This window comes from Paenimyroides ceti (genome assembly GCF_030409925.1).
In genome coordinates this window covers 3,062,794-3,088,944 of the sequence record NZ_JAUFQU010000001.1, presented here as the reverse complement: position 1 = coordinate 3,088,944, position 26,151 = coordinate 3,062,794, and the positions used below count along the sequence as shown (strand labels likewise).

Below are 26,151 nucleotides of genomic sequence, written 5' to 3'. Positions count from 1 at the left end.
ACCTCAAAGATATGCGTCATTTTCTAAACCAAAAAATAGTTTTTATTTTTTGGATGCTATTCATTACTTTCGGTGCCTTTTCACAAGGTATTCATGGGATTGATATGCAGATAGACAGCGAACTAAATGAAGATAAGAAGAATCTGATAAATGCCGTAGTCGCTTTTTCTAATGATACAAAAGAAAACTTTACAGGATATTTACAGATAGTAACACCGGAAGGCTTTAAAAATATTTCCGGAAGTATGATAGATGTTGAAATTCTGTCGGGAGACCGTTTTTTTACTCCTGTAAAAATACTACAGCAGGGTATTGCTCTGGCAGGTGAGTCAGATATTGAATTCCGATTACTTGATCAAAATAAATCGGTTGTACTAACAAAAAAATTAGAACATAAAGTTGCGGAAAATAATAATCTGAGATTGGCTTCCGAGGCGCCCATAGTGTATATAAATAATCCTAATGATTCATTGGTTTTACGCGCTGTGGTGAGCAATCTCGGAAACAAAAGACAGGAGGTAACAGTGGTTTTTAATATACCTGGGCTTGTAGGTGAAAATAATTTTTTTGAACAAAAAGGATTTGTAGAAATTCAAAAAGATACCGTTTTTACCTTTAGTTTTATTCCGCCACCTTCACTTTTACAACAAACACAGTTTACAGTAAATGTATCAGCAATGAGAGGTGTAGGAAAAGAATTGTTTGGTAATTTTTCTGTGAATGTACAAAATGTATCTTCTACACAGCGTTACAATAATATTCAGTCCAATACCCTGAACTATTATTATCAAAAAAACAGTCTCTCAACCAGCTACCGCAAAATAGGGAAAAATACAGATGCCTATCAGCTCATCGGATCTGGAGATATTGATTTGCCGGCAGGTTATTTATCTGTAAAAGGTAATATTTATAAAAGTAATAATCAGCCGGAACCTATTGTAACAAATACGTATGTAGCGTATAAATTGGATAACGCTGAGGTGAAAATAGGAAATATCAGTGAGCCGCTTGAGTTATCGCTGTTCGGAAGAGGAGCTCAGGTAATGATTAGTGATGAAGATGAGAATAAAAGCCTGCAGATTGGTTTTGTCGATCAGAATTATAACCTATTTGGTAAAGAAGCTATTACACAAAACGGCTATGGTATTTATGCCAGAGGAATGATAGGAGAGTCCAATAGTAGAAAAAATACGATGGGAACCTATATTTTTAAAGACGATACTTTTGAAAGAGTAAAACATAATATTTTCAGTACAGAAGTACAGCGATCCCTGAATAAGGGATGGAATATAAACCTGAGACTTCATGGAGCGTTAAGCGATTATTATCAGGCAAACATCACAAAACCTTCTTTTGCCACAGAAGCACAATATTACGGAAGCCTGAAAGAGATGAAGCTTACCGGAAATTATTATTTCAGTACCGACTATTTTCCTGGTAACAGGAGAGGAATGTTGCAGATACAGCAGAATATTCAGCAAAAGCTCACTAACGGATCGACAGTATATACCAATATTTCTCTCGCAAATTTTTCTCCAAGATCCTATGCATATAAAATGCAGCTTGAGTCAAAAAACATCCGTATTGATGCGGGGATGACCTTAGCAAGGTATAAAAATACCGGAATTTCTATTGGATATCAAAACCAGTATGAAACGTCTAACAGTTATACCAATTTTATTCAGGATTCAGGGTCAGAAAACAATTTGTCCATGAACGCACACCGATTGATTGAAAATCTGAGCTGGATTAGTGGTAATCAGAAACATTCTGTATTTATAGGATTGGAAAATGGATTGGTAAAATATCCTTACAGCAATAAATTTGAATTACAGTTGAAAGCCAATGCAACTTATACGTATCAGTGGCTTAATCTGAATGCGACTTATCAGTCAGGTAGCTACTTTTTGTCAGAATATGTATCAGCCATACAGCAGGCAAAAACATTTGAGCGTTTGATGGTCTCAGCTGCGGTGAATAGAAATTTTTTACAGAACAAGCTTTTTGTTAATTCAGGGCTCGGATATATAAATGACTTTTTATCCGGTGAAACACCTTCAGGTTTTTTAAACCTTAAATACAGTCCGTCACAAAAATATTTCCTTTATGTTAATTCATCCTGGTACCGTTATAAAATGACAGGAATTTCTTCTGCAATCAATGCAAATGATATTTTTACAATTGAAGCCGGAATAACAGTCAACTTCCAGACCAAACAGGTTTCTAAAGGTAAAAAGAGTCGTATACAGGCTTTGGTGTATTATGATAAAAACACCAATAATATATATGATGAAGGCGATGAGGTAGCTTCCGATTATTTTATCACGATGAACAATACTTCATTTAAAACGGATAAGAATGGAGAATTTGTATATTCTTCAGTACCTTTCGGAATTTATAAAATAAAGCCGACGACACAGGGAGGCTGGTTTACTACAGAGAGAAAATATCAGGTAGATACTTACCATACCAATTTTGAAATACCATTACATCAAAGCGGTACCGTTTCAGGAAAAATAAAGTATGATTATGATCCTAAAAAGGTGCTTGATTTTGATCCTAAAACGGGAGGGATAGTTATAAATATTTTCCAAAACGGAGTGTTTGTTCAAAAAGCAGCAACAGATGATTTTGGAAATTTTACAACCTTTTTACAAACGGGTACTTATGAAGTAATTCTGAGTGAAAACTCTTTATTGCCAAATACATACTGTGATAAGACAACGCATAATATAACAGTTGAAGCCGGAAAGATAACAACAGTGCCTGCTTTTGTAATAGGAGTTAAAGAAAGAAAGATGAACATAAAGCGTTTTGGAAGCTGATGACATATCATGCTATGGTTTTTAGAAAAAGAAGTTCTTCAACAAACAATTAAAAGCAAAAAAAAGCGTTTCGATTAATATCTTTTATTACAGTGAAAAAACAAATGTCTTATTTTTTGAAAATTACCTGTTGCCTAATCTGTATCTATCATTACACAGCTTACAGTCAGCATACGCTGAATCCGGATATTGATTCTGTTTACGTATTCAGAGAAGAACCGTTTAATGAAGTCGTTTCAGATACAATTGTTCAACATCACTTACAAAACGATACGACATTCTATTTTAAAAAAACACCTAATTCATTGAGAATTCTTGATGCTTCACTTTATTCAATTTCCGGTCCTGTAACGAGATGGGATAAAAAGGATTGGCTGAAAGCCGGAGGAGTTGTCGCCGGAGGGGTAGCTTTATCCTTGTTGGACAAACCGGTTAAAAACTTCTTTAATAAAAATCAAACAAAATTCTCTAATAGCATAAGTGATTTTGGATATCATTACGGCAAACCCTATACCGCTGCAATTGCAGTAAGCGGTTTCTATCTTTCAGGAGTACTATTCAAGAATGAATGGGCAAGAGAAACCTCTTATGTGTTGGCGTCTTCCTATATATCCAGCGGTGTTATTCAGGCTTTTCTAAAGGCAGCTGTGGGCAGAGCAAGACCTAATACCGGACTTGATCCGTACCATTTCAGACCTTTTGATGGTAATGCCTCTTTTAGTTCTTTTCCTTCAGGGCATACACAGATTGCACTCGTTACTTCTATGGTATTGGCAAGGCGCGTAGAAAATCCCATCCTCAAAACATTGTTTTATTCGGCTGCGGGTGTGACTATGGTAAGCAGAATGTATAATAATGCCCATTGGTTTACAGATGTGGCTTTAGGCGGTGCGATTATATGGTTTTGTACAGATACCATCATAAAGAGAATGGAAGAAACCAAACACGCCAGACTCTATAAAAAAGATAAACAGATTAAATGGAATCTGCTTCCGGGTTATAACGGTTTTACGATAATCGGAACCTTTTAAAATAAAAAATGACATCTTACAGATGTCATTTTTTATTTTTAATTACTCAGTACATATCTCACATTAATGGAGGTGTATTTGTTTTCAGAATCTGCTGTTTTCTTGTATTTGATTAATCCGTCTTTACTGATTTCCAAAATCTCAATTTCACTTTTATCATACCACGTAAGTTGATATTCTAGATCAGACTTTCTCAATTCTATAGAGTTGGCTCTGCCTGAACTACTGATTACTGAGCTTCCGTAATATTGATTGTAGTATTTATATAAATCAAATGTCTGTATTTCATCATTGTCCGGAACTTCCAATCGTACATTAGGTACAATTACAAAATTATTTTTGCGAAGCTTTTCTTTTCTAAGCATATCATCATTAGATGCCTTAAGCTTGGTTTCAATCCACTCTTTATAGGTACCTTTGTAGCCTTTTTTAATTTCTTCCTTATATACTTCTTCACCGTCTTTACCTATTACAAATTCTACCCATTCTGAAAAAGTACCATAAAATCCGTTTTTCAACGCCAATTCATAAGGAGAATAGCCTGCATCTGAATTTAGTTCCTGCATCCAGTTCATAACCAGGGTAGTTGTTTTTTCCTGTTTTTCGATATCAGGATCAACGTTGGAGCCCCATAAAGAACGTAACCATTCTTTCTCATCACCTTTAAAACCTTTTTCTACAGCCATTTCGTAAGCTGTTTTTCCTCCCTTGCTGTTTACCTCTTCAATCCATTCCGTTACACTGCCCTCAAAACCTTTTTCTACAGCTTCTTCATACGCGTTTAACGGAGCCTTGTTTTCCTTTTGCGAAACTTCCTTTACTTGTTTTTTGAGGTCAGTGACAGTATCGTTAGCAATAACTGTATTCTGAATAGCAATTGCCTCGTCAGGAGCTACAGTTGTTTTTACTGTGGTTTCCACAATGTCCAGAACATCCAGCAATGGGCTGGCTTCTTCTGAAGCAACTGCTGCTTCCTCTTTTTGTGTTTTTGGTTCTTCAGCTTTCGGTGCTTCTGTTTTTACTTTTTCTTCATATTGTAGAGTAGGAGCCAAAGGGCTGTCGATCATTTTGGTGCTATAGATTAGCGATTCCGGTTTTTGTTTCCAGTTCAGATAATCTTTTTTGTTTATTTCATAAGGTTTTATTGCCTCAATAGGGTAGGTGTATACAGTGCCGAAAATATCCTGAATTTTCAATTCTGATCGGGCAGCCTTAATATTAAATAATAGGGGGGATGCAGTATCAGAGTTAAAAATGTTTTTGGCATTCATAATATAAAACCATTGATCTTCAATCCACAGATAATAGCCATTATGAATAAAGTCATTAGTTACAGACTCAGTAAAGTTATATCCGAAATCCACCTCTTTGCCTGCAAATAACTTATCGGCAGAAGTAATCTGTAATGCATGGACCTTGTAAAATTGTTCATTAGTCTGAGCTTCAGCAAAAAAGCCGCTAAAAAATAAAACAATTAATAATCTCTTAAGCATAGTTTCTTTATTACGTTTAAGCTACAAAGGTAAATAAAAGCGTAATTAATTTGCAATTAATATTTTATAAGGTATTTTTACTTTAAAATCTTAAAATAAAATGAATAAAGAACAAGGTACAATTACCGTTTTGGTAAAAGAATCGATTGCTTATATAACTTTTTATCATCCGGCAGGTAACTCGTTTCCTGGTATTTTATTAAAAGATCTTGCAGATACCATTACCAGCCTGAATAAGAATCGTGAGGTAACACTCATTGTTTTGAAAAGTGAAGGAAACAAAACGTTTTGTGCAGGAGCGTCTTTTGATGAATTACTGGCTGTTGACAATCTTGAAAAAGGTGCTGTTTTTTTTAACGGATTTGCAAATGTTATCAATGCTATGCGGACGTCTGATAAAATCATAATTGGACGTATTCAGGGCAAAGCAGTTGGCGGTGGTGTAGGTTTAGCAGCCGCTTGTGATTATGTTTTTGCAACTGAAGAAGCCTCAGTAAAATTATCTGAACTGGCTATCGGTATTGGTCCTTTTGTAATAGAACCTGCTGTTTCGAGAAAAATAGGAATTCCGGCAACTAGCGAAATGACCTTAAACGCAACAGAATGGAAAACTGCAGCATGGGCAAAAGAAAACAAATTATATAATGAAGTCTTTGGCTCAGTAGTAGAGATGGATGAAGCATTAGACCAATGGATACAGCGCCTTGCTTCTTACAATCCTGAAGCTTTGTATGAAATGAAAAAAGTATTGTGGCAGGATACAGATCACTGGGAAACACTTTTGCCGGAAAGAGCAAAAATATCCGGTAGGTTGGTTTTATCTGAATTTACGGTAAATGCTTTGAAACAGTTTAAAAATAAATAAAAATGAAATCGCTTTAAAAGCGATTTTTTTATTTTAAAACACCCTCTTGTAATAAAATTAGTAATTTTGCTAAAATTTTTAATACCATGAGTTATATCAGAATTACCAAGCAGTTTACATTTGAAACAGGACATGCACTATACGGTTATGACGGAAAATGTAGAAATGTACACGGACATAGTTATAAATTATCAGTAACTGTTATTGGTAAACCGATTACAGACACATCGAATGTTAAATACGGAATGGTCATTGATTTTTCTGATTTAAAGAAAATTGTGGTAGAAGAAATTGTGAATGTATTTGATCATGCAACGGTATTCAATAAAAATACGCCTCATGTAGAATTGGCAAAAGAGCTTGAAGAACGAGGACATCATGTGATTTTAGTTGATTACCAGCCAACAAGCGAAAATATGGTCATTGATTTTGCTGAAAAAATCAAAAACAGATTACCGGAAAACATCTCTTTATATTCGTTGCGTCTGCAGGAAACAGAAAGTTCCTATGCAGAGTGGTATCAGTCAGACAACAACTAAATGATAAAACTTTCCATCCCTTCTCATCAAAAAGTTTTCTTTGCCTCAGATCAGCATTTGGGAGCACCTACTGCGGCATTGAGTATGCCCAGAGAAAAGAAGTTCTTACAGTGGTTGCATCAGATTGAATCAGAAGCCGGAGCCTTGATATTGCTCGGAGATCTGTTTGATTTCTGGTTTGAATACAAAACAGTAGTACCAAAAGGGTTTGTGAGAATTTTGGGAAAACTGGCACAGATGCGCGACAACGGATTGCCTATTTACTTTTTTGTAGGCAACCATGATCTGTGGATGAGCGATTACTTTGAAAAGGAATTGGGAATTCCGGTTTTTTATAAACCCCAGATTTTTGAAATTAACGGCAGGGTGAAATTATTCATTGCCCATGGTGATGGATTGGGTCCCGGAGATAAAGGCTATAAACGCATGAAAAAAGTGTTTACGAATCCTTTTTCTAAATGGCTTTTTCGTTGGCTGCACCCTGATTTTGGTGTGAAGTTAGCCCAATATCTTTCAGTCAAAAACAAATTAATCTCCGGAGATGAAGATGCACGTTTTTTGGGAGAAGATAAAGAATGGCTAATCTTATATGCCAAGAAAAAACTTCAGGAAACACCTTGTGATTACTATATTTTCGGACATCGCCATCTGCCTATGAAATTAGCTATAGGAGAAAATGCCCATTACGTAAATTTAGGAGACTGGATTTCTTATTTTACTTTTGGTGTATTGGAAGGAGAAGAATTGGACTTATTTGTTTATTCGGAACATTCCATTTCGGATCGTTTTCATCCAAAATCCAGTCATGGTGCTTAAAGTGATCCCATTTTACTTCTGTTAAATCTACCTCCGGATCAATCAGTCTTTTTCCCGTACGATTATTGATAGAAACATTACTGCTTCCTACATATACAGCCACATCTCTGCCTTCTTTCGCAAAATGTTGTTGTATGAATTGTGCCATCTGCCAGATCATATCGGGTGTATTAAGACGCATGTTCTGCTTTTCAGACAATAATTCCATATTGTCAAACGCCAGCCGTTCTTTTGTCTTTTTATCAAAAACTCTGAAATGAGCAACTCCTGTACGGGATCTCAGCATCATTCTCCAGCTCAGACGGTGTCCTTCTTCAGTCCATAATACATCACCTTTAATAAGCCAGTGTCTGAAAGGCAGTAAGGTTTGTAAAGCCAGATAAGGTACAAAAAAGCCAAAAAATATTCCTCTGTATTCGTTATAGTTTACAGTTGCCAATTCCGGGGTTAATACCGGTTTTTTTCTTAACAGATAGCGTTTAATGTCTTCAGGTTTGAAAAAAAAGATACTAAAACACAAGGCAAAATAAGGAAATACACCAATACCCAGTGTGATGGAATTAAACAGATGGAAACAAAAAGAAGCGATGATCGCAAACCATCTTGTTCTGCGCCAAAGTAGAGCAGGAATAATAAGCCCGTCGAAAGCGATACCCGAATAGGCAATGAAATAATGAAACTTTTGGGAATGAAAAAGAGGTTTTATGAAATCAGGAGACTTCATGGCTATAAACATGTTCTCAGTAACAGTAGCATTCAGCCAATCCGGGTAAAATTTAGCAATAGTAGCAAAAATATAGACACAGGAAATCTGAAAAATAAACATCAATGAAATCCATTGTGGCATTGCATAAGCCTTTATTTCCGGATGCTTTTTTACATCCAGAGAGGCATACCGGTTGGCGGGTAAAAAACACATGATCACACAGATCAGCCACATAAGATAGTAATGATTGTTATAAGAAGTTTTTTGCATGAAATATACGCTGCCCCATATTAAAGTAAGTGCAACAATGCTCCAACGGTATTTATAGCCAAGTGTAACACCCAGAGCGGCTATTGCCATCAATACAAAATGTACATACATATAATTACCCATGAGCGGTAATAACCATTCAAATCCAATAAATGTAAAGTTAAGCTGAGGTGATACAAGATTACTGGTAACCCATCCTGTCAGTAAGGCACCGATGCTTTCAAATAAAAATACAATTCCAAAAAAAATACGGAAGATGATTAATACGGAATTATCAATAGGTTTGAATAATTTCTGAATCACAGGTCAAGTTTTTTTATAGGGGTTAATTTCTGTATTTTATAGTTTTGTTTAGGAGCATCCTGATTCCACTTAGGATCATTTTCACTTAGGATCCAATCGTGATGGCGAAAATGACTCCACGGTACGGCTGTTAAATCCACTGTGGGATCAATAAGTCGTTTTGCAGGTCTTCTGTTGATGGTTACATTGCTTCTGGCTGCATAAACAGATACGTCTATTCCTTGTTTTTTATAATATTCCTTTATAAACTGAGCCATTTGCCAAATAACATCCGGTGTGTTGAGCTTGAGTATCTGATAATCAGTAAGCAATTCTTTATTGTTGAACGAAATTTGTTGTCCTGTTGCTTTATCAACTACTTTGTATCGTGTAGTTCCTAAGCGGTAATTCAGCATTACACGCCAGCTCAGCCGATCTCCTTCAGTGGTCCACATGACAGGACCTTCTATTGCCAAATGTCTCACCGGAAGCAGTAGTTGTAACAGCACATAAGGAACAATTACAACATAAAATAGAATGTGATAGTCTTTGAAATGATATTTTTTGAGTTCTTCTGTTAAGACGGGCTTCTTTCTTAAAAAGAATTTCCGGATTTCTTCCGGCTTAAAAAAGAATACGGTAAAAGCCAGAGAAAGAAAAGGAAAAATTCCAATCCCGAGAAAATAGGCATTAAACATATGAAAGAATACCGCTGCAAATACAGCCAGCCATCGCGTTCTTCTCCATAACATAGCAGGTATGATAAGTGTATCAAACAGAATGCCCAGATAAGACATCAATTGATGAAACCATGGCGTGTTGAGCTTCGGACTCAATTTGTTGTATACTCTTCTTCCTGAAAAAAGCTGATCGATAAAACTTCCGTCGAGCCATTCGGGATTGAATTTGCAGAAGCTGGCAAAAATATAAACGCATGCGATCTGTAAGATAAATAAAAAGGAAATCCATTGTGGCATAGCATAGGTCTTTATTTCCGGATTTATTTTTGCATCTGCAGAGGCATATTTGTCAGCCGGCATAAAACACATGATAATACAAATGAGCCATATCAGATAGTAGTGGTGACGATAATCGGTTTTCTGCATAAAATAAATACAGCTCCAGCCAATGGTTAATAACACAGTGCTCCATCGGTATTTAAAACCAATGGCAACAAAAAGAGCGGCTATCATCATTAAAACGTAATGAACGTACAGGTAGTCATTCTTTAAAAAATTAAGCCATTCAAATCCGATGAAAGTAAAGTTGACTTTAGGCTTTAATAAATAAGCATTGATTCTGTTTTCATTAAAGGTACGTATGCATTCAATAAAAACGATCAGACCAAAAAAGATTCGGAAAACAATCAGAGGAGCGTTGTCTACGGCTTTAAATAAACTTTTGAGCATGCTTTATTTTTTTTCTGGTAACGGATAATGCAATTTCTGAATTTTCATCGGAACTACTGTCGGCGGTTTTTCATCAATATGCTTTCTATCCCTTATCCATTCATTATGTCCGAAATAATTCCATTTGGTTGCTGCTAAATCAACGGAAGGATCTATCATCTGCTGGGTATTCTTTCCATTAACGGATACACTGCTTCTTATGGCATAAACAGCGACATCTTTACCCTGTTTTGCAAAGTGATCTCTAATATGATGTGCCATCTGGAAAGCAATATCCGGATGGGCTAATTTTTTGTTCTGAAAATCTGTAATAAGTTCATTGTTCCTGAAATGAAGAACTTCATTCGTTTTTTTATCGACTACTTTATAACGTACATTTCCGGAGCGGTATCTCAGCATCAGCCTCCAGCTAAGACGATGTCCTTCCTCAGTCCATAAAACATCTCCCTTGATAGCGTAGTGTCTTACAGGGAGTAAGGTCTGAACTACAATATATGGGGCAAAGAAAGACCAGAAAAGAGTTCGGTATTCTTTATAATTGATTTGGGCAAGTTCGTCTGTCAGAACCGGTTTGTTTCTTAGAAAAAACTTACGGATGTCTTCCGGTTTAAAAAAGAAAATACTGAACGATAAACTGAAATAGGGAAAAGTTCCCAAACCGTGTAAATATGAGTTGGAGAGATGGAATATAAGTGAGGCAATAATGGCAATCCAGCGAGTCTTACGCCATAACAAAGCAGGGATGACCAGTCCGTCAAAGATGATTCCTGCATAGGCTGTAAAAAGAAATAGTTTTTGAGAAGAGAATGCCTCCTTTAAAAAAGGAAAAGGTTCTCTGCCATTATAAATGGCTTTAGTAATGGTTCCGTCCAGCCAATCCGGATAAAACTTGGCTATGGTAGCATAAAAGTAAACACATGAAATCTGAAAAATCAGCAGCCATGAAATCCATTGAGGCATGGCATAGGCTTTTATTTCAGGTCGCAATCTGGCATCTACAGATGCATAAGTATGAGCTGGCAGAAAACACATAATAATAGAAATCAGCCACAGGAGATAGTGGTAATTGTTATAATCCGTTTTTTGAATCAGATAGATACAGGCCCAACCTAAGGTTAAAAGAATGATATTGAGCCGGTATTTAAATCCTATAAAAACAAAAAAGGCCAATACCATCATGATACCAAAGAGCACATAAGAATAAGTACCCATCAAGTGATTAAGCCATTCAAATCCAAAAAAAGTAAAGTTATAAGAAGGCTTTATCAATGTCCGTTTTACCCAACCTGACTTTAGCAGGTAATAAAGTTCATACAGAAAGATAAAACCAAAAATCAGCCGGAAAACAATTAACGGGGCATTGTCAATTGGTCTGAAAAGTTTATGAACGAAGTTTTTCAAAGTAGTGGATAGTTTTTAGGCGGTCTTTTTCAATATTCTCTTTTAGTTCTTCAAGAGATGAAAATTTCATTTCGTCTCTTATCTTGTCTAAGATACTAATTTTAAGTTTTTTTCCGTATAAATTCCCTTCGAAATTCAGGAAATTAACCTCAATTGTACGTGGATTGGTGCCTATGGTGGGGTTTGTTCCTATATTCATCATTCCCTTTACTATTTCGCCGTTTATGATGGACGAAACAATATATACACCATTATGTGGTACCAGTTTATAATCTTCTTCTAATACAATATTTGCTGTAGGAAAACCGATTGTTCTGCCTATTTTCTTACCTTCCACAACAGTACCTTCAAGGCTATAAGCATAGCCAAGGTATTCATTGGCGAGAGCAATGTTACCTTCTTCAAGAGCTTTTCTGATTTTGGTAGAGCTGACCGATATATGATCGATTTCTTTAGCTAAAATCTGTTCTACCTCAAAACCATATTTTTGTCCGAATTTAATAAGATCGTTAATATCTGCCGAACGGTTTTTTCCAAAGCGGTGGTCATATCCGATGATTATTTTCTGAATATTGAACTGCTCAACCAATATCTTTTTTACGAATTCTTCCGCTGACAAAGAAGCAAATTCTTTGCTAAAAGGATGAATCACGAGATGATCAACACCAAAATGTTCTAATAAAACTGTTTTTTCGTGTATGGTATTTAGTAATTGTATGGATGCAGAAGTATCTAATACCATTCTTGGATGAGGAAAAAAAGTCAGCACCAAGCTTTCTGCTCCGGTTTCATGACTTTGCCGCGTAAGTTTTTTCAGTATGGATTGATGTCCGAGATGCACTCCGTCAAAGGTGCCTAAGGTAACAATTGTTTTTTTGTCAGAATAAAATTCTGATATGGCGTTAAATACTTTCAACTGTTTTTTATTTACAAATTTAATTATATATTTAATATATTAATGCGTATTTTTACTTCAATTGCAAATGCGTATAGCGGACTCAAAGTAAAATAATAGTTGTAACAGATTTCACTGCTGTTTGTTTCTATTCTATATTCTATGTCTTTTTAGAATCTTTATTATGGAAAATTAAATTTAAATCATCATTAAGCAATCTCAGATGTATTATAAATCGTACTTATCTATAGCAGATGATATTTAACAGTGTATCAAATTCAGGATATGAAAAAAATAATAACTTTACTTTCTTAAAAAATAAAAAAATGAACTTTAAAATGCTCTTTGGATTGGTTCTTTTATTGTTTAATGTGTTTATTTCCACAGCGCAAAACAATTTTTGGACAAAAACCGATAAATTAAAAGACAGGGATATTCCTTTAATGGATAGAACTCATTTTCCTGATCAGTTTCAATTGTATGCAGTTAACTACACGGCACTTAAAGAAAAATTACTTACTGCGCCGGATGAATTTACTCAAAACGCATCGGATGTAATTATTAAATTACCCAATGCAGAAGGTGATTTGGTAGATTATAAAGTCTACAGTTCTCCTGTAATGGAAAAGGAACTTCAGGATAAATATCCTGAAATAAAAACGTATAAAGCAATTGAAGCCAAAACGGCTCAGGCAACTGTGCGAATTTCTGTAACACCGGATTTTGGAATGCATATTATGGGGTCAGATGTTAAAGGCACTACGTTTTATGTAGATACATATACAAAAGATTTTCAAAATTACATCCAGTATAAAAGAAAAGACATTGGTGCTGATCTTTCAGAATTTTCATGTCTTGTAAGCGAAAATACCGCTCCGCAGTATGAAACCAATAGTGTGATGGATACTCAGAGCAACGATAATAAGTTTCGTTCCTACAGATTGGCTATGGCATGTACTGTTGAGTTTGCAGGTTTTCATATTGCTGCTGCGGGACAAACTAATGGTACGGATACACAAAAAAAACAGGCTGTATTAAGTGCTATGATTGTAACAGTAAACCGATTGAATTCTATATATGAAAGAGATATGTCGGTACGTTTGACGCTTGTAGCCAATAATGATGCTATTATTTTTGTTTCATCAGATAATTTCAACAATAATAATCCGAATATCTTAATTGATCAGAGTCAGCAGGTAATCGATGCTGCAATTACCAATAGCAATTATGATATAGGTCATACAGTAAGTACCGGAGCAGGCGGTTTGGCTGGTTTAGGTGTTATCTGTATTACTGGATCAAAAGCACAGGGTGTTACCGGGCAGAGTAATCCTGTAGGTGATCCGTTTGATATTGATTATGTAGCGCACGAAGTAGGACACCAGTTTGGGGCTGAGCATACTTTTAACAGTAATACAGGTTCATGCAACGGAAACAGAAGTTTCACTGCATCTGCAGAGCCGGGTAGTGGAAGTACTATCATGGCGTATGCCGGTTTGTGCGGAGATCATAATTTGCAGAACAATTCAGATGCTTACTTTCATTATTACAGCATTTCAGAAATGACGGCACGTGTAAAAGCTACATCCTGTGCTGCAATTATCAGTTCTTCTAATCCGACACCAGTAGTTGATGCAGGAAATAATTATACCATACCTTACGGAACTCCTTTTAAGCTTACAGCGACGGGTACAGATAGTAACAATCCGAATAGTTTAACCTACGGATGGGAACAGACAGATACGCAATGGTCAACACAGCCACCAACTGCTAATAATACTACAGGGCCTAATTTTAGATCATTTACTCCAACAAGTAGTCCGGTACGTTATTTCCCGGCTTACGCAACAGTTCTTGCCGGATCTTCTTCTGCCAATGGTGTTGTGTCTACACAATGGGAGCGGCTGCCAATGGTTCCAAGAACAATGAATTTTGGTGTTTCTTTGAGAGATAATAATACAATTAACGGAGGACAGGTTTCTCAGGATAATATGAAGGTTACCTTTGCAAATACCGGTCCTTTCCTGATCACTTATCCGAATAATTTAACAAACACTCCGACAGAAGAATGGCAGCAAAACCAAACCTATACAGTTACATGGAATGTTGCCGGTACTACAGGGAATGGAATCAATACCTCAAATGTAAATATTTCGTTCTCTTTGGACAACGGGCAGACCTTTATTCCATTGGTTGAGAATACCCCTAATGATGGTAGTCAGACTGTTACATTGCCTCCTGTAGAATTTACATCCAATAATGCTTATGTAAAAATTGAGCCTGTAGGAAATATTTACTATACGCTTTCTAAAAAGATGACCATTATCGGAGATGGAGTAAGTTCAAATGATCAATTTGAATTTGATAACTTCCGCTTGTATCCTAATCCTTCGAGTGATGTCGTTAACATTCATTTTGATTTAAGTACTATGACCAACATAGTATTTGAGCTGTATGATTTAAACGGCAGATTGGTATATAAAGATGTTTTAAATAATTCAAACAATGTAGCCTATAGCTTGCCAATGAATCAATTTTCGAGCGGTATGTATCTATTGAAAATTAATGATGGTAATCACAGCGTAGTCAAAAAGATTGTGAGAAAATAATTGAAAATAAATTAGGATAAAAAACCGTTACAACTGTAACGGTTTTTTTTATTTACAAGCCCTTGTGGTTAATCGTTTTTTTGTTGTAATTTCTGTTACTTTTTCGTAACATATTAAAAATATTTTACCTTTTGTTTTGTTTTTTTAAAATATATTCATCATTTTTGCAAAATGTTAACACGAGGTCAGTACATTTTTCTACCTATCTGCCTTCCCTTACCTGATACCATGAAAAAGTATTTTTACTGTATGCTGCTGCTGAGCAGCCTTGGCACCCTATATGCGCAAAGCGAAAATCAGAACTACGTCAAAGAAACCATCTACCGAAGACCAGCCGATATCAATGGTATATATGTTCTTAATAGTAATCAGCATTATATCACCACCACCTATACCGATGGTCTGGGACGTCCGATACAACGGATACAGGAAGGGATGTCACCGGATGAAAGCAAAAAGATTGTCACGCATATCGAATATGAAAAAAACATCGGACAAACGCGCCAATACCTGCCGTTTACTGAAACAGGTAAAATCGAAATAGGTACTGTTGAACTTCCGTTTACCTTATATAACTCCGACTACGTAGAAAATGCGAAACAAAAAACACATACGTTCTACAGCAGTCAGAAATACGAATACACTCCCAATCCGTACAGTGAAAACCGTCTGGAACGCGCCCCTGCACAGCGGGTATTAGAAAGCTCCGCTCCGGGACGAGACTGGCATATGGAACTCGGAGAGCACACCATCAAATACAGCTATGACTTTAACCACAGAGACAAAGAAGCGGTATATAAACTCGAGATGGATACCTATTGGGATGAGGATTATGGCTTATACCGCAATAAAATAGGAATTCGTGATACGTATGCACACAACAGCCTGCACAAAACCATTATCAAAAACGAAAACTGGAAACCCGAAGACGGTCTGGACAACACCACCGAAGAATTCAAACGCGTGGATGGTAAAGTCGTGCTCAAACGCATCTACAACAGACAAGATCCGCACGATACCTACTATCTGTATGACCGCTTTGGCAATCTGGTGTATGTCTTGTCCCCTGAGGGAGAAAGTCTGCTGAATCAGGAAAAAATTGATCTGTTGGGCTACCAGTACCTGTACGACCATAAAAACCGTCTGGCCGCAAAAAAACTACCCGGAAAAGAGTGGGAATACATTGTGTATGACAAGGCAGACCGCATTGTAATGACCGGACCGGTACACAACCCGTTCGGAGAAGAAGAATCGGGCTGGCTGGTCAGCAAATACGACATATTTAACCGTGTGGTCTATACCGGATTTCACATAGCCAAAATTTCTTTTGAAAGCCGTAAAGACCTTCAGGACATCATCAACAGTCAGGATCCGATCAACGAACATAAAACCACCTCGGGCAGTATCGACAACCAGACGGTATGGTACAGCAACGACCTGTATCCAAATGATCTGAGACTGCTTACGTTCAACTACTATGACGACTATGCGTTTCCGGATGCTCCGACACAATTTCCTGTAGTTCAGGGCACGCCAACACAAACGGCAGTAAAAGGACTGGCAACAGGCAGCTGGACGCGCATCCTGCAAAGTTCGAACGACTATGCTGCCGACCGCAGCTACACCCTCTATGATGTACGCTACCGTCCATTGCGTGTATTTACGCAAAACTATTTGGGAGGCTTTACCCAAAACGACCATACCTACAGCTTTACAGGTCAGGTACTGAGCACCATCACCACCCATCAACGCACAGCATCAGCAGCACCGCTCACCATAGCAGATACCTATACCTATGACAACAGAGACCGTCTGCTCAGCCATAGCCAGTCGGTCAACGGAGCGGCTGCACAGCGTATCGCAGAAAACAGCTATGACGAACTCGGCGCTTTGTCACTGAAAAAAGTAGGCGGACTGCTCTCGGCATCCGAACCGCTGCAACGCGTAAGCCATACCTACAACATCCGGGGCTGGCTCAAACAAATCAACCCGTCGTATCTGCACTTTGCCGATGAAGGAAGCAACACCCTTTTTGGCTATGAGCTCAACTACAACACCTCGGAGTATATGATAGGTGCACCGTATCAGTACAACGGGAATATCAACAGCGTACGCTGGCGCACGGCCACCGACAACCAGACGCGGGGAACGGAATTCCGTTACGACAAACTCAACCGCCTGGGTGAATCGACCATGCTGCGCTACAACTACAATGAAAGTCCGCGTGCGGGTTATTTTGAGCCTATAGATGCGTATGGGGAACGCCTCTCTTACGATAAAAACGGCAACATCCAGCGACTGCTGCGCACAGGTCAGGAAGTCAACGGACAGACGCTTGATCTGGATGATCTTATTTACCGTTACCACGGCAATCAGCTTACAGAAGTCACCGATCAGACCAACAACCCTGACGGATTCCATGACGGACATACCGATGGCAGAGACTATGAATACGATAAACTGGGCAATATGATCATTGACCGTAACAAAGACATCCTCAATATCCGTTACAACCATCTGAACCTGCCTTTGGAGATCAACATCAAAGACCACGGCATCCGTTATCTCTACGATGCAAACGGTACCAAAGTAGCCAAAATCGTAAAAACAGATGAGGGAGAGAAAACCACGGACTACCTTGGAGGCTTTCAGTACTATGAAAACGAACTGCAGTTTTTTCCAACAGAAGAAGGCTATGTTTATCCTAAAGACAAAAAAGAGTATCTTTACGTGTATCAGTACAAAGACCATCTGGGCAATATACGGTTAAGCTATCAGGACATCAACGGCGACGGCAGCATCCAGCCTACCGAAATCCTCGAAGAAAACAACTATTACCCGTTTGGATTAAAACAAGAAGGGTATAATGATCTGTCGAGTCCGCATCCGTTCTATAAATACACGTATGTAGGTCAGGAGTTTCAGGACGATTGGGGGCTGAATATGACCGCTATGGATTTCAGACAATATGATCAGGCGTTAGGACGATTTAACGTGATGGATGCGTTAAGTGAAATGGCGTATGACCAGACACCGTATCGTTATGGATTTAATAATCCGGTGTTTTGGAAAGATCCTTCAGGCTTGTTTGAAACGGAAAAACAGGCGGCAAAGTTTTTATCGGATAACGGATTAAACGGAAGTATCACTTATAATCAGGATTTTAACGGTTATGTGGTAACTGTTCAAGGAGGAGAATTTGATGGTACTCAGTTTTATGATTTTAGTGAGGTAATGGGAAATATGGTCATTGAAACAACGAGTAAAAGAGGTGGAGGGAGTAATGGGAATGAAAATGGTACTTTAGTATCCTTATTTCAAGAACCTGGTAAAAAGGTTATGGAAAGTAAGAATAGTTTTTTAGGGAAATTGTGGTTTACATTAGAACCAAGAGAATGGACAGACGTAGAAACAAACCTTACATATCAAGTTAATGCTGATGGGACAATTAAAGGAATAAGACCTCTTGGAGGATTGGGGGTTTTGGGGTTTGTTAATGGTGCTGGTACATTGAAAACAGCTAAAAACACCATGACACTTACAGAACAAAGTGCAGCTATAAGTAAAAAATTAGGAAAAAATTCGATTACTTTAAGTACATCAACAAAACAGATACGATTTGACTTAGTTGGAAAAGCACATGGAAATGTTCCTACGCCTCATATGCAAGTTTATAATAAAAATTTTGTGGATGGTGTTCAAAAAAGTGTAAGTCGTGCTTCAAAAGACGCAATTCCGATGACTCAACAAGAAATAAGAATGATTAGAAAATATATTGATAAACTAGGGAATTAATATGATAAATGTAACTTCTATAAAATTTTTTAAAAACTTAGCTCAATTTGATTATAATAATTTGTATTATGATTTACACAATGACTACAATTGTGAAAAATTAACTTTTTCTGATGGAATATTATTAATTCAATTTAAATCAATAATTAATGATAACTTATTGTTTATTAAATTTATGGACACTAAGCTAGTTTATTTGAATGTATTTAATGTTAAAGAGGTAGAAAATCTAAGTTTGGATAATCTTTATAGGGGAAGATTTGAGCTTAATGGAGAGTTGATTGATGTTTCTATAGATGGAGAGGCATATTTCTATTTAGAGTTCTATGAAGGTCAGAAATTTGAGTTTTGGGCAAAAAATATGAGTATAGAATAAATATTATTAAATTTTTAAATTAATAACTTTTGTTCTGTATAGTTTTATAGAGTTATTTAAGATTATCAAATTTAAGGATACGGTAACTTTCCCCATTTTCGGACAAGTTATAAATATAAAAATAGCTATTAATTGCTTTGATGATAGTAGAACACTTTTTTAAAGACTGTGTCCGTTTAAAATTGTATAGTACTTTCAAAAAGAAAAAAGGGCTATAAGCCCTTTTCTTATTCTCTTCTTCCCATATATAGCATCACATAATAAAGAAGGGTTCCAATGGATGCCAAAGCAGCCACTACATAAGTTCGGGCAGCCCACTTTAAGGAGTCTTTTGCTCCTGCAAATTCTTCCTGAGAAACCATGTTTTTTGTTTGGAGCCATTTAAGAGCTCTGTTGCTTGCATCATATTCAACAGGTAGAGTAACAATAGAAAATACTGTAGTAATCGCAAATAAAACGATACCGATCAATAAAACAATTGAATTGTTAAAGGAAGCGATCATTATTACACCGGCCAGTAATACCCATTGTACGAGATTCGAAGCAATGCTTACTACCGGGACCATTTTTGAACGCATCTGTAACCAGCTGTAAGCTGTGGCATGCTGCACAGCATGGCCAACCTCGTGGGCAGCTACTGCTGCTGCTGCTGCATTGCGCTGATTATATACCGCTTCGCTAAGGTTCACTGTTTTATCTGCCGGGTTGTAATGGTCCGTTAATCTACCTGGTGTAGAAATCACTTTTACATCATATATTCCATGGTCGTTCAGCATCTTTTGTGCTATTTCTGCACCACTCATACCATTGCGTAAATGTATCTTTGAATAAGTTTCGAATTTTCTTTGTAATTGCTGCCCAACTAACCAGCTGGCCAACATGATAATTCCCATTAATAGAAATCCCATAGTATCTGTTTTTAAATTTATTGTTTGTTTATTTTGTACAAATGTTACGCCAAAATACAAAATATAGGTTTTTTGTCAAAATGGCATAAAAAAAGAGGCTATGAAAATAGCCCCTTTTTTGTGATGATTAAACTTTTATAGTTTCTTTTTTACTTCTACTTCCTGGAAAGCTTCGATAACATCGTATTCTCTTATATCGTTGTAGTTTTTAATCTGCATACCACAATCATATCCTTTAGATACTTCTTTTACGTCGTCTTTGAAACGTTTAAGAGCAGCAAGTTCACCAGTGTATATAACAACTCCTTCACGGATCAGGCGTATTTTGGAGTTACGGAATATTTTACCATCTGTAACCATACAACCTGCAATAGTACCCACTTTAGAGATCTTGAATATTTCTCTGATTTCTGCTGTTCCGGTGATTTCTTCTTTCATTACCGGAGATAGCATACCTTCCATTGCATCTTTTACATCATCAATAGCATCATAGATGATAGAATAGTTTCTGATATCGATTTCTTCTTTTTCTGCAATAAGTTTAGCATTCCCCATCGGACGTACATTAAATCCGATAATGATTGCATCAGATGCAGATGCCAGCATTACATCACTTTCTGTGATGGCACCAACCCCTTTATGGATGATGTTGATCTGTATTTCTTCCGTTGAAAGTTTTGAGAATGAATCCGCCAATGCTTCTACAGAACCGTCAACATCTCCTTTGATGATTATGTTTAATTCTTTAAAGTCGCCTAAGGCAATACGTCTTCCTAATTCAGCAAGAGTGGTATGTTTTTTAGAACGTGCAGATTGTTCACGGATTAATTGAGTACGTTTTGCAGCAATTTGTTTTGCTTCTCTTTCATCTTCAAATACGTTGAACTTATCACCTGCTGTAGGTGCTCCGTCTAATCCTAAAACGGATATAGGACGTGAAGGACCTGCTTCTTTTACTGATTTTCCACGTTCGTCATGCATAGCGCGCACTTTCCCGTGATTTTTACCTGCGAGAACATAATCTCCGATTCTCAAAGTACCCGACTGAACCAAAACGGTAGATATATAACCTCTACCTTTGTCAAGGAACGCCTCAACAACGGTACCTTGTGCCGGTTTGTTAGGATTAGCTTTTAATTCAAGCATTTCTGCTTCCAGCAATACTTTTTCAAGTAATTCTTTAACTCCCTGTCCAAATTTTGCTGAGATATCCTGAGACTGGTAAGCACCTCCCCATTCTTCAACAAGGAAATTCATACCTGCCAGTTTTTCTTTAATTTTTTCCGGATTAGCGGTAGGCTTATCTACTTTATTAATTGCGAATATAATCGGAACTCCTGCTGCCTGAGCATGAGAGATTGCTTCTTTTGTTTGTGGCATGATATCATCATCAGCAGCCACAACAATAATAGCGATATCGGTAACCTGAGTACCACGTGCACGCATTGCTGTAAACGCCTCGTGACCCGGAGTATCCAGGAACGTTATTTTTTGTCCGCTGTCAAGAGTTACCCCATACGCACCGATGTGCTGTGTGATTCCTCCGGACTCACCTGCAATAACATTGGCTTTACGGATATAATCCAGTAAAGAGGTTTTACCGTGATCTACGTGTCCCATTACCGTTACAATCGGAGCACGAGTTACCAGGTCTTCTTCTTTATCAACGACTTCAACAATTGCTTCTTCAATGTCTGCTGTTGTAAATTCAACTTCATATCCAAACTCATCAGCAACGATAGTCAATGTTTCAGCGTCTAATCGTTGGTTCATCGTTACCATAATCCCGAGAGACATACAAGTACCGATAACCTGTGTGATCGGCACATCCATCATAGAAGCAACTTCTCCTACCGTAACAAACTCTGTTACTTTCAGTACTTTGCTTCCTTCTTCAAGAGCACGTTGTTCCTCATCTTTTTTACGGTGTAAATCACGTTTATCTTTACGGTATTTAGCCGCTTTAGACTTGTTTTGTTTTCCTTGTAAACGTTCGAGCGTTTCTTTGATTTGGTTTTTAACCTCTTCTTCTGTAGGCTCTACCTTAACAACAGGAGCTGTTCTTCCTTTGAAATTTTTATTTCTGTTGTTATTGTTGTTTGCATTTACTCCGCCTCTGTTTGCATTGTTGCGGTTTTGGTTGTTACCACCAGTAGCTGGGGTTTGACCCGGAGTTTTGTTGTCTGTACCGGTACCATCGGTTTTGATGATACGTTTACGACGGTTTTTGTTATTATTAGCGCCAGCTTGCCCCGGAGTAGTTGCTCCTGGTTTTCCTGGTTTTCCAGCATCTTTTTTAGGTTCTTCTTTTTTCTTCTTCGGTTTGTTGAACTGAGAAAGATCAATTGTTTGTCCTGTAAAAGTTGTACCTGATAATTTCTGGTACTGCGTTTTTATAATTTCATTTTCTGAATTAGCATCTTCTGAAGAAGCAGCTGTTTCTTCCTTATCAGAGGTTTTTGCTACTGCCTCTTCTTTCTTTTGCTCCATTTGATTTTCTTTTACAGGCTCTGGTTGAGTTTTTTCAACAGCTTCAGGCGTCTCTTTTTTAGGTTCTGCCTCTTTTTCTGTTTTTTTCTCAGTAGCAGCTTCTGTAACTTTTTCCGCTTTTTCAGGTTTATTTTCTGAAGGAGCAGGCGTTACCGGAGTCGCTTTGGTTTCATTGGCAACAACTTCACCTTCTACTTTAGGCGTTTGCTCATCTGATGAAGGAGCTTTTTCAGAACTAACAGGTTTTTTTGGAGATAAATCTATTTTTCCAACGGGTTTGATAGAAGCAACTTTTGCTGCTTTGGCTTTGATTACTTCGTTTTCACGTTGTAATTCTTCGTCTTTTTTACGTTTTTCCTCTAACTCTTTCTCTCTTTCAACACGTAACGCCTCTTTTTCTTTACGTTTTTCTTCACTTACTTCAATAGAAGCTTCTTTTTTTCCTTTATCTGCAGAGAACTGTTTATCTAAAACATGATATTCCTCCTGAGATATTTTAGCATTAGGAGAAGATTCTATTTCAAAACCTTTTGTTTTCAAAAACTCCACAGCTCTATCCAGAGAAATATTTAATTCTCTTAAAACTTTGTTTATTCTTATTACTCTATTATCAGACATATTATCCTTTTAGTATATATTTTGTGTGTTGCGTTGTTTGGTTATAAATTAGTTACTTATTCTTCGAATTCTGCTTTTAAGATATTAACAACTTCAATTACAGTTTCTTCTTCTAAGTCCGTTCTTCTAACAAGCTCTTCAACAGAATGTTTTAATACACTTTTTGCTGTATCTAAACCTATTTTAGAGAATTCCGCAATTACCCATTCGTCGATCTCATCGGTGAATTCTTTTAATTCTACATCATCTTCTTCAAGCGTTTGAAGACCATCTCTGATGACATCTATTTCAAAACCGGTTAATAAACTGGCCAATTTTATATTTTGACCTCCTCTACCAATTGCTTTCGATACTTCCTGAACATCAAGATATACATTGGCAGTTTGGGTTTCTTCATTGATTTTTACATCATTTACTTTAGCAGGACTCAGCGCACGTGTAATCAATAACTGTTTGTTCGTAGTGTAATTGATGACATCAATGTTTTCATTTCCTAATTCACGTACAATTCCATGAATACGTGAACCTTTCATACCCACACAGGCTCCTACCGGATCAATGTTGTCACTGTAACTGTCTACTGCTACTTTTGCTTTCTCTCCCGGAATACGAACTACTTTTTTAATAGTAATCAAACCGTCCGGAATTTCAGGAATTTCCTGTTCAAATAATTTTTCCAGAAACAATTCCGATGTTCTGCTCATAATTATCTGAGGTTTGTTTCCTTTTAATTCTACCGACTCAATAATCCCTTTTACTTGTTCTCCTTTTTTGAAATAGTCTGAAGGAATCTGTTTTTCTTTCGGTAAAATAATTTCATTTCCTTCATCATCAATCAAAATTACAGCTTTTGGGCGAACATGATGTACTTCTGCAGAATAAACTTCGTTTACCAAATCTTTAAATTGTTTGTAAAGATTAGTACTGTCGTGTTCGTGTATTTTTGTAATTAAGTTTTGACGAAGGGCTAAAATCGCTCTTCTTCCTAATTGAAATAATTTTACTTCTTCAGAAACTTCTTCTCCAACTTCAAAATCAGGCTCGATTTTTTGAGCTTCTGAAAGAGAAATTTCTGAATTTGAATCTTCAACCTCACCATCTGCAACCACGATTCTGTTTCTCCAGATCTCCATATCTCCTTTATCAGGATTGATAATGATGTCAAAGTTGTCGTCAGAACCGAATTTCTTTTTTAATGCATTTCTAAAAACATCTTCTAAAATAGCCATTAAGGTTACTCTGTCAATATGTTTACTATCTTTAAATTCTGAAAATGATTCAATTAATGCAATATTTTCCATGCAATATTTTGTTTAAAATGAAATGACTACTACTGCTTTTTTTATACTAAGGTACGGTATTTCAGCTACTTTGACAACGGTTTCTTTGCCTTTTCCGATTTTTTTAGGCTCTCTTGTTTTCCATTCAACAGAAATTGCTTCTTCATTCGCATCGATCAAAGTCGCTTCAATTTTTTCATTTTCTGTTGTTACTTCTATCTTTCGGCCAATATTTTTTTTGTATTGTCTTGGCTGTTGAAGTGGAGAGGAAGCACCTGCTGAGGCAACCTCAAGAGAAAAATCCTGTTCTTCCCGATCAAGATTGTGTTCTATAGACCGACTAACATCAATACAATCCTGAAGAGTTACTCCGTTATCACCATCAATAACCACACTGATTTTGTAATCAGGAGAGATTGAAAAATCAATCAAAAACAAAGAGGGATGTTCCTTCAGTCCTTCTTCTAACAATGCTTTTACTTTGTCTTTAAATACCATATTTTGTATAAAAAGAGGGGACAGCTGTCCCCTCATTATTTAGTTTTGTAACAAATAACATTGCAAAGATATAAAAAATATTTAAAAAAAGACGTTTTTTGGTGTTTTAAAGATTATATTCTTATATTTATAGACCAGTTAATCAAGTGATAAATATATAGAAAGACCTATCAGATGAAAAAAATTTTAGTTCCAACAGATTTTTCTGACCATGCGTTCAATGCCGTAAAAGCCGCAGCATCAATTGCCCGTAAAACGAATGCAGAATTGTTATTGTTACATATTATTGAGTTGCCTCAGGAAGCAATGGATGCCATAAAACCAGGCCATGATATTCCTGAGATTATGTTTTTCAAACAATGGGCTGAAAAAAGACTGTCTGAAACCTCTTTATCTCCCGAATTAAATGGTCTTAACGTATCGCAAATCTTATTGTTAGGGCGTACTGTAAATAAAGTCGCTGAAGCGGCAGCTGATAATAATGTGGATCTTATTGTTATGGGATCACATGGTGCAAGCGGGTTTAAAGAATTATTTGTAGGATCAAATACGGAAAAAGTAGTAAGGCATTCTGACGTACCGGTGCTTGTTATCAAAAATGAAGAAACGGAAATAAAAATGGAACGCGTGGTATTTGCGAGCGATTTTATCGTTGAAAATAAGGCGTCATTTGTAAATGCATTGAATTTCTTCAGAACAAGTAATGTGAAACCTCATTTCCTTATGGTGAATACGCCAAATAATTTCAAGCCTACTCATGTTGCAGAAAAGTTTGTTGCAGATTTACTTAAAGAATTTGATATGACCGAATATGAATTCTCGATCTATAATGATTTGGACATTGAAAAGGGAATTCTTAATTTTTCTGAGCGTGTAAATGCAGATCTTATTGCAATGGGAACTCACGGCAGAAAAGGAATCTCTAAATTTTTAAATGGAAGTATCAGTGAAGATCTGGTAAATCATTCTTCAAGATCATTATTGACCTTTAAAATCTAAACTCGTTTATAAACACTTAAAAGGGATGTTTACAATCGTAAACATC

Annotated in this window: 18 protein-coding genes; 9 read left to right on the top strand and 9 right to left on the bottom strand. The window is 36.8% G+C overall.

The window, feature by feature from the left end; all coding sequences use genetic code 11:
- The first annotated feature begins 11 nt into the window (after positions 1-11).
- Both QW060_RS15145 and QW060_RS15140 read left to right on the top strand, forming a co-directional pair.
- Positions 12-2,825, top strand: coding sequence for a hypothetical protein (locus QW060_RS15145; RefSeq protein ID WP_290364302.1), 2,814 nt, complete (start codon positions 12-14; stop codon positions 2,823-2,825).
- 104 nt (positions 2,826-2,929) lie between these two features.
- Positions 2,930-3,856, top strand: coding sequence for a phosphatase PAP2 family protein (locus tag QW060_RS15140; protein ID WP_290364301.1), 927 nt, complete (start codon positions 2,930-2,932; stop codon positions 3,854-3,856).
- 38 nt (positions 3,857-3,894) lie between these two features.
- On the opposite strand, the gene QW060_RS15135 is transcribed toward QW060_RS15140, so the two are convergent.
- Positions 3,895-5,349: a hypothetical protein gene (locus tag QW060_RS15135; protein ID WP_290364300.1), complete on the bottom strand. Its 1,455-nt coding sequence runs from the start codon at positions 5,347-5,349 to the stop codon at positions 3,895-3,897.
- A 100-nt stretch (positions 5,350-5,449) separates the two neighbouring features.
- Here QW060_RS15135 and QW060_RS15130 point away from each other — a divergent pair, with 100 nt between their 5' ends.
- From QW060_RS15130 to QW060_RS15120, 3 genes are all read left to right on the top strand, one after another.
- The gene (locus QW060_RS15130; RefSeq protein ID WP_290364299.1) at positions 5,450-6,214 is read left to right on the top strand and encodes an enoyl-CoA hydratase/isomerase family protein; all 765 of its coding nucleotides are present in this window, start codon (positions 5,450-5,452) and stop codon (positions 6,212-6,214) included.
- An 86-nt stretch (positions 6,215-6,300) separates the two neighbouring features.
- Positions 6,301-6,753 carry a 6-pyruvoyl trahydropterin synthase family protein gene (locus QW060_RS15125; RefSeq protein ID WP_290364298.1) on the top strand — a complete coding sequence of 151 codons (453 nt, stop codon included), beginning with the start codon at positions 6,301-6,303 and terminating at the stop codon, positions 6,751-6,753.
- Positions 6,754-7,569, top strand: a complete 816-nt coding sequence (locus QW060_RS15120; RefSeq protein WP_290364297.1) for a UDP-2,3-diacylglucosamine diphosphatase — start codon at positions 6,754-6,756, stop codon at positions 7,567-7,569.
- Here QW060_RS15120 and QW060_RS15115 read toward each other — a convergent pair.
- Genes QW060_RS15115 through QW060_RS15100 form a run of 4 tightly spaced genes read right to left on the bottom strand, consistent with a single transcriptional unit; the run spans position 7,469 to position 12,553 of the window.
- Positions 7,469-8,848 (bottom strand): HTTM domain-containing protein, encoded by a 1,380-nt coding sequence (locus QW060_RS15115; RefSeq protein ID WP_290364296.1) that lies wholly within the window; start codon positions 8,846-8,848, stop codon positions 7,469-7,471. The genes QW060_RS15120 and QW060_RS15115 overlap by 101 nt on opposite strands.
- Complete coding sequence (locus QW060_RS15110) at positions 8,845-10,236, bottom strand: HTTM domain-containing protein (protein WP_290364295.1); 1,392 nt, start codon at positions 10,234-10,236, stop codon at positions 8,845-8,847. The genes QW060_RS15115 and QW060_RS15110 overlap by 4 nt, the downstream gene beginning before the upstream one ends.
- Before the next feature lie 3 nt (positions 10,237-10,239).
- On the bottom strand, positions 10,240-11,637 hold the full coding sequence (locus QW060_RS15105; protein WP_290364294.1) for an HTTM domain-containing protein: 1,398 nt from the start codon (positions 11,635-11,637) through the stop codon (positions 10,240-10,242).
- Positions 11,618-12,553: a bifunctional riboflavin kinase/FAD synthetase gene (locus QW060_RS15100; RefSeq protein WP_290364293.1), complete on the bottom strand. Its 936-nt coding sequence runs from the start codon at positions 12,551-12,553 to the stop codon at positions 11,618-11,620. The genes QW060_RS15105 and QW060_RS15100 overlap by 20 nt, the downstream gene beginning before the upstream one ends.
- Before the next feature lie 305 nt (positions 12,554-12,858).
- On the opposite strand from QW060_RS15100, the gene QW060_RS15095 reads away from it, so the two are divergent.
- The 3 genes from QW060_RS15095 (at position 12,859) to QW060_RS15085 (ending at position 19,312) form a co-directional block, all read left to right on the top strand.
- Entirely contained in the window at positions 12,859-15,141 is a 2,283-nt protein-coding gene (locus QW060_RS15095) for a zinc-dependent metalloprotease (protein ID WP_290364292.1), read from the top strand.
- A 171-nt stretch (positions 15,142-15,312) separates the two neighbouring features.
- Entirely contained in the window at positions 15,313-18,936 is a 3,624-nt protein-coding gene (locus QW060_RS15090) for a DUF6443 domain-containing protein (RefSeq protein ID WP_290364291.1), read from the top strand.
- Position 18,937: 1 nt separating this feature from the next.
- Positions 18,938-19,312, top strand: coding sequence for a hypothetical protein (locus QW060_RS15085; protein WP_290364290.1), 375 nt, complete (start codon positions 18,938-18,940; stop codon positions 19,310-19,312).
- A gap of 227 nt (positions 19,313-19,539) precedes the next feature.
- On the opposite strand, the gene QW060_RS15080 is transcribed toward QW060_RS15085, so the two are convergent.
- The 4 genes from QW060_RS15080 to rimP form a co-directional block, all read right to left on the bottom strand.
- Positions 19,540-20,220 (bottom strand): zinc metallopeptidase, encoded by a 681-nt coding sequence (locus tag QW060_RS15080; protein WP_290364289.1) that lies wholly within the window; start codon positions 20,218-20,220, stop codon positions 19,540-19,542.
- Positions 20,221-20,355: 135 nt separating this feature from the next.
- A complete protein-coding gene (infB, locus tag QW060_RS15075) occupies positions 20,356-23,328 on the bottom strand; it encodes a translation initiation factor IF-2 (RefSeq protein WP_290364288.1) in 2,973 nt (990 codons plus the stop codon).
- Positions 23,329-23,384: 56 nt separating this feature from the next.
- Positions 23,385-24,629 (bottom strand): transcription termination factor NusA, encoded by a 1,245-nt coding sequence (gene nusA / locus QW060_RS15070; protein WP_290364287.1) that lies wholly within the window; start codon positions 24,627-24,629, stop codon positions 23,385-23,387.
- A gap of 12 nt (positions 24,630-24,641) precedes the next feature.
- Positions 24,642-25,106 (bottom strand): ribosome assembly cofactor RimP, encoded by a 465-nt coding sequence (gene rimP, locus QW060_RS15065; RefSeq protein WP_290364286.1) that lies wholly within the window; start codon positions 25,104-25,106, stop codon positions 24,642-24,644.
- Positions 25,107-25,280: 174 nt separating this feature from the next.
- On the opposite strand from rimP, the gene QW060_RS15060 reads away from it, so the two are divergent.
- Positions 25,281-26,105, top strand: coding sequence for a universal stress protein (locus tag QW060_RS15060; RefSeq protein WP_290364285.1), 825 nt, complete (start codon positions 25,281-25,283; stop codon positions 26,103-26,105).
- The last annotated feature ends 46 nt before the right edge of the window (positions 26,106-26,151 follow it).